Origin of the sequence: Staphylococcus sp. HMSC070D05, from assembly GCF_001815595.1 — a bacterium.
Taxonomy (GTDB): domain Bacteria; phylum Bacillota; class Bacilli; order Staphylococcales; family Staphylococcaceae; genus Staphylococcus; species Staphylococcus hominis.
Genome location: NZ_KV821161.1, coordinates 103,242 through 115,382 on the forward strand (window position 1 = coordinate 103,242; position 12,141 = coordinate 115,382).

Genomic DNA, 12,141 nt, shown 5'->3' on the forward strand with positions numbered 1-12,141 from the left:
ACGTCACTTATATTACATTTCTGCGTATCGGTTAATGATGCGGTTTTTAATTATATAATTTCATTTAATAAGGTAATGAACAGTTTTTTGATAAATGTTATTCTTCTAAAATTCTTTTTAATTTACACACTAAAAAATATCCTCCTTAACAATAATAAGTTATTTAAATTATTGATTAAGGAGGATATCTTTATATCTATTTATTTCTCAATCTAGAACTAGATTTTTATCGTGCTTTCAGTTCATTTCCTATCATCCATTTATGATTTTTAATGATTTTACCATTATCTTTGGATTTGTAATCAACTACGTAAACAGTCGTCTTTTTCACGTTATCTATATTGGCTGTAGCACCTTTCATACCAGACATATGACTTGCTTCTAATTTAACAGTATCGCCCTTACTAAATCCATCTTTAGGTGCATCTTTGATCTCTTCATTTACGACCCATTTATGATTGTTTACTTTTTCATTTCCATTTGTGGGTTTATAACTTACAACATAAGCATATGTTTTATACGCACCTTTTACAGTAGCTTCTGCACCTTTCATACCTGGCATATGCCCTGCTGTAATCGTTACTTTATCTCCTACTTTAAATTCACCCTCATTAGTCGATGTCATACCTTCAGGAACTTTACTTTCATCATTATGCTTCATATGGCTCTCACTTTTTTGGTCATTAGTGTCTTTATCTTTTTCATCATTATTGGAGCAAGCTGATAATATTAGTAATGACCCTAATATCATAAAAAATAATTTTTTAATCATAATACAACGCCTACCTTTTATTTTAATTTTAATGTAAAAGCATTAATCGCTACTATAACTGTACTTAAAGACATTAATATTGCTCCTACAGCTGGTGATAATATTAACCCGATAAAAGCTAATGCGCCAGCTGCTAAAGGTACAGCGACAATATTATAACCTGCACCCCACCATAAGTTTTGCACCATTTTTCTCATAGTATTATTTGAAAGGGTCAAGAAATGAATGATATCTGATGGATTACTTTTAACAAGTATGACATCACCTGAATCCACTGCAACATCTGTGCCTGCACCAATTGCTATACCAATATCGGCTCTTATAAGACTCGGCGCATCGTTGATACCGTCTCCGACCATCATGACTTTATTACCGTCACTTTGATAATCTTTTATAATGCTTTCCTTATCTTCTGGCATGAGTTGTGCATGGACATCACTAATACCTAATTCTTTTGCGACAGCGTGTGCCACTTCATTATTGTCACCTGTAAGCATGACTGGTGTAATATTTCTTGATAGTAAATCAGCTACCATTTGTTTTGAGCTTTCTTTAATTTGATCTCCTTGAGCAATCATGCCAATGACTTGTTGATCCTCAATTAAATAGCTGATTGAATTACCTTGTTGAGCTAATTTAGTAAACAAGTCATCGTCATAATTAAGTTTATGTTTATCAAGATAAGAGACATTTGTTATTTTATATGTTTTATTATCAATTAGACCTTCTAATCCGACACCTGGAATATTATTAACGTCTTGTGGATTAGTAAATGAAACATTTTTACTTTTCGCAAAATCAACAATACTTATAGCTAATGGGTGATTAGATTGACTTTCTAATGAGGCGAAAAGGCTTAATATTGTATCATTACTCAAATCATTTTTAAAGCTCTCATAATGATTCACAGAAAAGTTACCCTCAGTTAAAGTACCAGTTTTATCCATCATTACATAATCGATATGTTGAGCTATTTCTACAGACTCTCTATTTTTAATAATTAAACCATTATGTGCACCAATTGAAGTAGAACGTGCAGTGACTAAAGGTATTGCCAAGCCTAAAGCATGTGGACAAGCAATGACTAACACAGTTACAAGACGTTCTAATGCAAAATCAACATCATTTTGAATGAGCATCCAGACAATAAAAGAAATCACGCCCACACTTACAGCAAAGTAGAATAAATAACCCGCTACTTTATCAGATAACAATTCAGCACTAGATTTATCATTTTGTGCTTGATTAACAAGTCCCATAACTTGAGAAAGATATCCATCTTCTCCCACAGCTGTAACCTTGACTTGTATTGTTCCAGACCCATTAATAGAACCCCCGATGACGTTGTCATTTTGATTTTTTTGTACTTTTTTAGATTCTCCAGTGACTAGGGATTCATCTATAGATGTTTGTCCTTGAACGATAATACCATCTGTCGGAATGCTTTCTCCGGCTTTTACTTCGACGATATCATCAGTCATGATGTCTGATATTTTAACTTCTTCGCGTTGGCCATTATCCATAACTTTAATCGCACTATTAGGTAACAGTTCTGCCATTTTCTTTAAAGCATCTCCAGCATTTCCGACAGCATTCATTTCTATCCAATGTCCTAATAACATAATTAAAATTAAGGTTGCTAATTCCCAAAAAAAGTCCATTGTATGACCAGTTGCACTACTAAAGTTATTCATATAAAAAGCATACAAGCTATAAATGTAAGCTACTGAAATACCTAGGGCAACTAAGGTCATCATGCCTGGTTTTTTTGTAGCAATTTCATCTTTACCACCAGACAAGAACGGTTTACCACCATAAAAGAATAAAATTGTACTTAATATTAACACTACCCATTCAGAACCTGGAAATGTGAATTGAAAAGGTAAGTTAACACCCATCATTGGCGATAAAAGAATGATAGGTATTGCAAAAATTAATGAAACAAAAAACTTAACTTTAAAATTTCCATGATGATGTGCATGGCCACTATGATGATGTGAGGCATGGTTATCATGATGCATGTGATTGGAATGATTCATGTGATTTTGATGATTACGCGCTTCACTATTATTCTTCAAATTAACCCCTCCTATTTATGAAAATATTATATTAGCTATACTTATACTATAACACATACCCCCTAGGGGTATAAATGTTTTCGATTTATCTCCATTTATGGATTTATTTATATCATTCCGAAAATGATGTCTACACGTCCTACATTAGACCTTGTCATCGATGTTTAAAACAAGGTTTTAATTAAAAAATCTCATCTGAACTCTCGCATGACAATACACTCTGACCAAGGTTAGCATTATCAACACAAGTCATATATTAATATGCTTAAAGAAAATAACGCATTTCAAAGTAGGTCTAGAAAAGCAAATTGTCTAGATCATGATTTAAAGAAGCCAGTAAATGAATTCATAATAAACTCATTTACTGGCTATTTTTCTAGTATTTATATTCAGTCTCTTCAAACTATATTAATCTTTTTTTAATTCTCAAATTCTACGCCACAATAGAAGCATTTTATTAAATATACTATATATTCAATCAAGTTCAAAATGAATGTTGTCCCACTCCCATGTTTTTAAAATATCAACTTAATAATTGCAACGACGATTAAAATACATATTATCGTTTTTTGAATATAGTCAGGTATTTTCTGGCCCATTTTCATACCTAGAGGCGTAAATAGTATACTACCTAAAATTAACGGTATTGCACTATTGATAGGAATATAACCCTGTAATAATTTAATCATAAATGCTCCAATAGAAGAGATGAATGCAATTATAATACTATTTGTAACCACCATATTCATTGGTAATTTAAATATAACAAGTAGTACTGGAATAATAATAAATGCTCCACCAGCTCCTACAATACCAGATACCAAACCGATGATACCACCTATTGTAATTAAAAGTAGACGATTAAACTTAATATGACTAGTAGATGGTGTGACTTTTATAAACATTAGAATAAGAGCTAGTAATGCAATAATAATATAAACCGTATTAACAAACTGAACATTTATTAAATTCGCTAAGATTGCACCTAGCATACTACCTATTACCATTCCACTTCCCATATTAAGTATAAGCGTTCTAGAAAAATTTTTATTTTTATATGCGTTTAAAGATCCACTCAATGTACTAAAAAACACCTGACTTGAAGTTAATCCTGAAGCAATATAAGCACTATAAGTAGGTAAACCAAATAATGGTGGTAATAATAAGAGAGCTGGGTAAATAACAATGGCTCCCCCTATACCGACTAATCCAGAAATAAATCCTCCTAAGATACCAATAACTAACATTACTATAATTGTTGTTATACTTATCATTTACTTTTTATCAATAATTCAACTGCTTCATTAATTAGTGCCTGAGAATCTTCACTATTTTCTTCAGACATTTTGACGCATTCTACTAAGTTTTCACTAATGATAATACCCATTAACCGTTGAATAGAACTTTTAGAGGCACTTAATTGACTAATGACGTCTTTACAATTTTTTTCTTCCTCCATCATTTTAATGACTCCATTAAGCTGTCCTTGTATGCGATGAATACGATTAATCATCTTTTTATTATATTCCAATATATTTCACTCCACATTTATTTTTAATAATTACATCATATTGATTAAATTTTAGTTTGTCAAATACCCCCATAGGTATTTGACAAACTATCTAATTCGTTATAATATACCCCCATAGGTATTTAAAAGGAGGTAATTATGTCACAATATAAAACGAAACACATTAATGATTTCACTAAAAAAGAATTACAAGAATTGGGTTCTAAGGGTCAATTAATTGACGTTCGACAGCCTGAAGAATTTGAATTAGGACACATTAAAAATACTTTATTACATTCAGTTGAAAATATAGAGACTTTTAAACAAAGCAAAAATAAAACTTACTATATCTATTGTAAAAGTGGTAATAGAAGTAGAAAAGCCAGTCAATTTCTTGCACAACGCGGATACGATGTGGTGAATTTAGACGGAGGTTATACCGCATACGAACAACAACATCATAATGATAATTTATCTAAAGTAAAAGAAGATAGAGAAATTAAAGATAATCGTAAGATGTTCAATTATAGTAATCTACAATGTCCAGGACCTATTGTTAATATTAGTAAAGAAATCAAAAACATCGCTATTGGTGATCAAATAGAAGTTGTTGTGACTGATCACGGATTTTTAAATGATATTAAAAGTTGGGTCAAACAAACTGGACATACACTTGTTAGACTCAATGATTCTGGTAATGAAATTCGCGCTATTATTCAAAAAGAAGAAAATAAAAATATAGAAGTGACACACACGAAAAGTGGAACAACGATTGTTTTATTTAGCGGCGAGCTAGATAAAGCAGTTGCAGCAATGATTATTGCTAATGGTGCTAAAGCTGCAGGTAGAGATGTAACCATTTTTTGCACATTTTGGGGCTTAAATGCACTTAAAAAGATTCAAAATCAACGCATTAAGAAAAAAGGTATCGCAAAACTTTTTGACTTCATGCTTCCAAATTCACCAATTAAAATGCCTATTTCAAAAATGAATATGTTTGGTTTAGGAAATTTAATGATGCGTTATGTCATGAAAAAGAAAAATGTTGATGATTTACCTTCTCTTATCAATCAAGCAGTTGAACAAGGTGTTAAACTTATTGCTTGTACAATGAGCATGGATGTTATGGGCATTACAAAAGAAGAACTACGCGATGATGTAGAATACGGTGGCGTAGGTGCATATATTGGATATACAGAACAAGCTAATCACAATTTATTTATATAATTAGAAAGGAATGATATTATGTTTTTTAAACAATTTTACGATAAACATTTATCTCAAGCATCTTATTTAATCGGGTGTCAAAAAACTGGAGAAGCCATGATTATTGATCCTATTCGTGACTTATCTTCATATATTCGAGTTGCCGATGAAGAAGGTTTAACCATTACTCATGCAGCTGAAACACATATACATGCAGATTTTGCTTCAGGAATTAGAGATGTTGCTATAAAGTTAAATGCTAATATTTATGTATCGGGTGAAAGTGATGACACATTAGGTTATAAAAATATGCCTAACCACACTCATTTTGTTCAACATAATGATGATATTTATGTAGGAAATATAAAATTAAAAGTGCTTCACACACCTGGTCACACGCCAGAAAGTATAAGTTTTTTACTTACTGACGAAGGTGCTGGAGCACAAGTTCCAATGGGACTATTCAGTGGTGATTTTATTTTTGTAGGAGATATCGGTAGACCTGATTTACTAGAAAAAGCGGTTAAAGTAGAAGGATCATCTGAAATAGGCGCTAAACAAATGTTTAAATCGATTGAAAGTATGAAAGACTTGCCAGACTTTATTCAAATTTGGCCTGGCCATGGTGCTGGTAGTCCTTGTGGTAAATCTTTAGGTGCTATTCCAACATCTACGCTTGGCTATGAAAAACAAACGAACTGGGCTTTTTCTGAAAATAACGAAGCTACCTTTATCGATAAACTCATTTCTGACCAACCTGCACCACCACATCATTTTGCACAAATGAAAAAAATTAATCAATTCGGTATGAATTTATATCAACCTTATACGGTTTATCCAGCTACAAATACAAACAGATTAACTTTTGATCTCCGCAGTAAGGAGGCTTATCATGGTGGACATATTGAAGGTACAATCAATATTCCATATGATAAAAATTTCATCAATCAAATTGGCTGGTATCTAAACTATGATCAAGAAATTAACTTGATTGGAGACTATCACCTTGTTTCAAAAGCAACACATACTTTACAACTTATTGGATATGATAATGTGTCTGGATATCAATTACCACAAGCTCAAATTCGGTTCTGTTGCAAAGTTAAAAATCATGTAATATTTATACTGAAAAACGAAAAATAATTAATACTAACAAAACTCTTTACTGTTAAAACAATATTTGCTTTTATAGTTTTGTATAGATGTGCATATAATTTTAACTTTGCAACAGAACCTTTTCTTATATATCCCCTTAATACACGCTATTTTAACCGACAATTTTTCCAAAGTGTTGCATTTTCCAACGACGTAAAACTTTTAATGGTACCGAACGTGGGTATAACTTGTTACATTATCAAATGTAACATTTTAAATATGCTTAATTTGAGGTATCGATTTAATGTAATTGCTCACAAATCATCAACACACTACCCATACTTTAAGCGATATAAATTAATGAAATAGGGGGAAATGTCTTGGCAAAGCTATTATACAAACTAGGAAAATTTATAGCTAAGAACAAATGGCTAAGTGTTATAGGATGGCTTGTTATACTAGGTGTCATTATCACGCCATTAATGATAAACTCACCGAAGTTTGACAGTGACATCACTATGAACGGCCTTAAGTCATTAGACACAAACGATAAAATTAGTAAAGAATTTCATCAGGACAGTGAGAAAGCCTCGATGAAAATAGTCTTCCATTCTAATAAGAATGATGGACTCAATAATAAAGATACTAAGAAAGATATTGAAGATGCTTTAGACAATATCAGACAAAATGATGATTATATCCAAAATATCTCTAATCCATATGACAGTGGACAAGTTAATGATGAAGGCGATACTGCTATCGCTAATGTAAGTTATGTAGTTCCACAAACTGGATTAAAAGATTCTTCTAAACATATCATCGACAAAGAATTAAAAGATGTAACTGACAACCACAATGTGCAAATTGAAAAAACTCAAGGTGGCGCTATGAATGCTGAACCTGGTGGTACATCAGAAATTGTCGGTATTGTCGTAGCATTCGTAATCTTACTTATTACCTTTGGTTCACTTATCGCAGCTGGTATGCCAATTATTAGTGCAATCATCGGTTTAGGTTCAAGTGTTGGTATCATCGCATTATTAACATATATCTTTGATATTCCAAACTTCACTCTTACACTAGCTGTAATGATAGGTTTAGCTGTTGGTATTGACTACTCACTCTTTATTCTATTTAGATTTAAAGAACTTAAGAAAAAAGGTGTCGATACTGTAGAAGCTATCGCAACAGCAGTGGGTACAGCAGGTAGTGCTGTAATATTCGCTGGTCTTACAGTTATGATTGCTGTTTGTGGTTTATCACTTGTAGGAATCGACTTCTTAGCGGTTATGGGATTCGCTTCAGCGATTAGTGTGTTATTTGCGGTATTAGCAGCATTAACACTATTACCTGCCCTAATCAGTATCTTCCATAAAAGTATTAAAATTAAAGATAAACCATCTAAAAGTAAAGACCCTAAAGATCATCCTTGGGCAAAATTTATTGTTGGTAAGCCAGTTATCGCTGTTATTGTAAGTTTAATTATTTTAATTTTAGCTGCTATACCAGTCAGTGGCATGCGTTTAGGTATTCCAGATGATAGTTTAAAACCAACTGACTCATCAGAATACAAAGCCTATAAATTAATCTCAGATAATTTTGGCGAAGGTTATAACGGACAAATTGTCATGTTAGTAAATACAAAAGATGGTGGAAGTAAAAGCACTATCGAACGTGACTTAAATAATATGCGTAGCGATTTAGAAGACATTGATAATGTTGATACAGTTTCAAAAGCACAACTAACCGACAACAACAATTACGCATTATTCACAATCATTCCTGAAAAAGGACCGAACTCACAGTCAACAGAAAATCTAGTATATGATTTACGTGATTATCATAGCCAAGCGCAAGAAAAATATGACTATGGCACTGAAATTTCAGGACAAAGTGTTATTAACATCGATATGTCAGAAAAACTAAACAACGCTATTCCAGTATTTGCAGGCGTTATCGTTGTATTAGCATTCTTCTTATTAATGATTGTATTCCGTTCAATCTTAGTTCCATTAAAAGCAGTACTAGGCTTTATCCTTTCATTAATGGCTACACTAGGTTTCACAACATTAGTCATTCAACATGGCTTTATGGGTAGCTTATTTGGTATTGAAAACACAGGACCATTACTTGCATTCCTTCCAGTAATCACAATTGGATTGTTATTCGGACTTGCCATCGACTACGAGCTCTTCTTAATGACACGTGTACATGAAGAATACAGTAAGACTGGCGACAATGATCATTCAATCCGTGTAGGTATCAAAGAAAGTGGACCTGTTATCGTAGCTGCTGCACTTATTATGTTCAGTGTATTCATCGCATTCGTCTTCCAAGATGACAGTGCAATTAAGTCAATGGGTATCGCATTAGGTTTCGGTGTGTTATTCGACGCATTCGTCGTACGTATGACATTAATTCCAGCATTGACGAAACTCTTTGGTAAAGCTTCATGGTACCTTCCTAAATGGTTAGGTGCAGTATTGCCAAACGTTGACGTTGAAGGTAAAGCTTTAGAAGAAGATAAACATCACGACACATCTTCTGAAAAAGGTCATGTCAACGATAAAAATAATGAATACGCTAGACAAGACAAAGATAACTATGTTTATCAAAATGACAAACGTAACCACAATCGCAATTATAATGACGAAGATTATAACCGTTCTGTGCATTTAGATAATCATCATGACCAGCATCATCGCCAACATCATTATGATAATCAACGTGATGATATCGACTATGAATCACTTTATACTCAAGATGGCGACCATACTCATCATGATGAACGTAATTATAATGATCGACACTATCAAGACAATTACGATAGTAACGATGATTATCGTCATAACAATCATGATCATCAAAATGATAACCATGATTATCATGATTCAAATTTCGATAAAACAACAAACTTATACAAAGAATTAACTGATAGCAATATTGATCAAGATGTATTGTTCAAAGCATTAATGTTATACGCTCGTGAAAACAACAAAGGTGTTTACGATAGATATAACCGATCATCTCAACATCGTCATGATGACGAGCTTAGAGACTAATATTAAAAAGGAGGAAACACGTTATGTTAAAACGACGTAGTTCGAAATTCTTAGGACTACTAGCTACACTAGCCTTAGCCATAGTGCTAAGTGCTTGTGGTAATAGTGGTAGCAGTAGTGGTTCATCAGACGATAGTCAAATATCACTTGGTAATAAAGAAATCGAAATACCTTATATCGCGAGTGATAATTCAACACCACGTTCACTAGTTATAGCAGAAGTATTGAAAAAAGCAGGTTATGATGTAACAACTACACCAGTAACAGCAAGTGGCCCGTTATATGCTGCTGTATCAGAGAACTCTGATTCATTCCATGAATCAGGTATCTTCCCTACTACTGATAAAAGTTACTATGATAAGTTCAAAAGTAAATTAACAATTTATGATGATAAACATTTAATTGATAACGCAAAAGTAGGTTTAGCCGTGCCTAAGTACGTGCAAGATGTCGACTCAATTAGTGACTTAAAAAACAGTGACTTCGGAAAATCTGTAGATTGGACAATTCAAGGCACAGACGCACGTAATGGCGTTATGCAAGAAACTAAAGATGAACTTGATAGTGACAACTTGGATAAATATAGCTTGAAAGAAAGTTCTGACCAAGACCAATTCAAGAAAATTCAATCTGCTTTTAAACAACAAGAACCTATCGTCTTCACAGCAATGGAACCTAGCTGGTTCTCTAAAGAATTAGACGTTAAAATGTTGAAAGATCCAGACAACATTTATGGTAATAATAATCAACATATTGACTTAGTATTTAACAAAGACTTTAAAGAAGCACATCCAGCTGCATACACAATTGCAACACGTATGGCAGATGATTGGAGTAAATCTGACGAAGACAAATTAGCTAAAAAAATCTTTGTTGATAACAAAAATCCAGAACAAGTAGCTAAAGACTATGTAGATGATAATGATAATAAAGTAGATGAATGGTTAGAAGGTATTGAGACTAACTAATTACAAAGTTAAGAAAGACAAATAAAGAATATGCTCGTTTGGTGTAGCATATTTAAAACTCATAATGCAAATTTACAGTAGCAAATCGAGTTGAGAAGGCGCTTAAGACAAACTCTTCTCAATCGTAGCTATTATTGCGAGGGGGTGAAACTAAACTCAGTTTCGCTCCCACTTTTTTATATCGCTCCTATAGTATTAAACGTTTCAAATAACTTATTTACTCTTTTTTTATAAACAAATTTAAACGTAGTATCAGTTATTATGTTTGGAAAAATCAACTTTATTGTGATAAATTACTCTTATTACGTCAGGCTATCTGACTAGATTAAATAAATAGGAGAATCAGATAATGCCGTCAGCAAATCAAAAGCGCATGATTAAACATATTCATGAAACAGTGTTTATACTTTTACATGATTATCATTTTGATGAAATCACGGTTCAAAAAATATGTGATATTGCAGAAATCAACCGCAGTACGTTCTACAGATACTTCCAAGATAAATATGAATTACTCTACACTTTACCTGACTTTATTACACAACAAATTATAGCTAAAGGTGACACATCAGCAGACATTACAACCCCTGAATCATTTGAAGACTTTATCTATTACATTGGTAATAATAAAAAGATTTTTAAGCATCTATTAGTTTCGTCTCGACAGGCAGATGTATTTAGAAGTTTAACGAATGTGAGTCGCGAAATGATGTTAAATAACTCAACTCGTAAGCGTAACCCCTTAGCGCAAAAGATTAGAGAAAGTAAACATCCTGAAATTGTAGCTGACTTTTACAGTAGTGGTGTAATAGAAGTACTACGACGTTGGGTAGAAAATGACTATAACTATACAGTTGAAGAAGTGTTTGAAACATTAAATAATGTGCTTGAAACATCATTATATTGTTATGATAAATAAAAGCAATCTCACATAAATTAAGAGTGAGATTGCTTTTTTGTCATTTGCGTTTTTTAACGTCTACTGTCTTATAAACCATAAAAATACTATTAGCTATGATTAATAATGCTAGAATGACCATTGGCCAAATACCTATATTAATCATATTAAATATGATTCTGTTGCAAAGTTGAATTTATAGTATAATTTTAACAAAAAGGAGTCTTCTGTATGAACTATTTCAGATATAAACAATTTAACAAGGATGTTATCACTGTAGCCGTTGGCTACTATCTAAGATATGCATTGAGTTATCGTGATATATCTGAAATATTAAGGGAACGTGGTGTAAACGTTCATCATTCAACGGTCTACCGTTGGGTTCAAGAATATGCCCCAATTTTGTATCAAATTTGGAAGAAAAAGCATAAAAAAGCTTAGTACAAATGGCGTATTGATGAGACATACATCAAAATAAAAAGAAAATGGAATTATTTATATCGTGCCATTGATGCAGAGAGACATACATTAGATATTTGGTTGCGTAAGCAA

Annotated in this window: 8 protein-coding genes and 2 pseudogenes; 6 read left to right on the forward strand and 4 right to left on the reverse strand. The window is 32.6% G+C overall.

Going from position 1 to position 12,141, the window contains the following annotated elements:
- Positions 1–226: 226 nt before the first annotated feature.
- The 4 genes from HMPREF3046_RS10775 to cstR form a co-directional block, all read right to left on the reverse strand.
- Positions 227–661: a YdhK family protein gene (locus HMPREF3046_RS10775; protein ID WP_371093866.1), complete on the reverse strand. Its 435-nt coding sequence runs from the start codon at positions 659–661 to the stop codon at positions 227–229.
- A 128-nt stretch (positions 662–789) separates the two neighbouring features.
- Positions 790–2,850 carry a heavy metal translocating P-type ATPase gene (locus HMPREF3046_RS10780; RefSeq protein ID WP_070719464.1) on the reverse strand — a complete coding sequence of 687 codons (2,061 nt, stop codon included), beginning with the start codon at positions 2,848–2,850 and terminating at the stop codon, positions 790–792.
- A gap of 515 nt (positions 2,851–3,365) precedes the next feature.
- Entirely contained in the window at positions 3,366–4,124 is a 759-nt protein-coding gene (locus HMPREF3046_RS10785) for a sulfite exporter TauE/SafE family protein (RefSeq protein WP_070719466.1), read from the reverse strand.
- The gene (gene cstR / locus HMPREF3046_RS10790) at positions 4,121–4,381 is read right to left on the reverse strand and encodes a persulfide-sensing transcriptional repressor CstR (protein ID WP_000456194.1); all 261 of its coding nucleotides are present in this window, start codon (positions 4,379–4,381) and stop codon (positions 4,121–4,123) included. The genes HMPREF3046_RS10785 and cstR overlap by 4 nt, the downstream gene beginning before the upstream one ends.
- 138 nt (positions 4,382–4,519) lie before the next feature.
- Here cstR and HMPREF3046_RS10795 point away from each other — a divergent pair, with 138 nt between their 5' ends.
- The 6 genes and pseudogenes from HMPREF3046_RS10795 to HMPREF3046_RS10820 all read left to right on the forward strand — a co-directional run.
- Positions 4,520–5,587 carry a DsrE/DsrF/DrsH-like family protein gene (locus HMPREF3046_RS10795; protein WP_070719468.1) on the forward strand — a complete coding sequence of 356 codons (1,068 nt, stop codon included), beginning with the start codon at positions 4,520–4,522 and terminating at the stop codon, positions 5,585–5,587.
- An 18-nt stretch (positions 5,588–5,605) separates the two neighbouring features.
- A pseudogene (cstB, locus tag HMPREF3046_RS10800) lies at positions 5,606–6,652 on the forward strand (persulfide dioxygenase-sulfurtransferase CstB); the annotation flags it as partial.
- A 389-nt stretch (positions 6,653–7,041) separates the two neighbouring features.
- Positions 7,042–9,723 carry an MMPL family transporter gene (locus HMPREF3046_RS10805; protein ID WP_002484615.1) on the forward strand — a complete coding sequence of 894 codons (2,682 nt, stop codon included), beginning with the start codon at positions 7,042–7,044 and terminating at the stop codon, positions 9,721–9,723.
- A gap of 23 nt (positions 9,724–9,746) precedes the next feature.
- A complete protein-coding gene (locus HMPREF3046_RS10810) occupies positions 9,747–10,691 on the forward strand; it encodes a glycine betaine ABC transporter substrate-binding protein (RefSeq protein ID WP_070719470.1) in 945 nt (314 codons plus the stop codon).
- 349 nt (positions 10,692–11,040) lie between these two features.
- A complete protein-coding gene (locus tag HMPREF3046_RS10815; RefSeq protein WP_002504079.1) occupies positions 11,041–11,610 on the forward strand; it encodes a TetR/AcrR family transcriptional regulator in 570 nt (189 codons plus the stop codon).
- Between the two features lie 210 nt (positions 11,611–11,820).
- A pseudogene (locus tag HMPREF3046_RS10820) lies at positions 11,821–12,141 on the forward strand (IS6 family transposase); the annotation flags it as partial.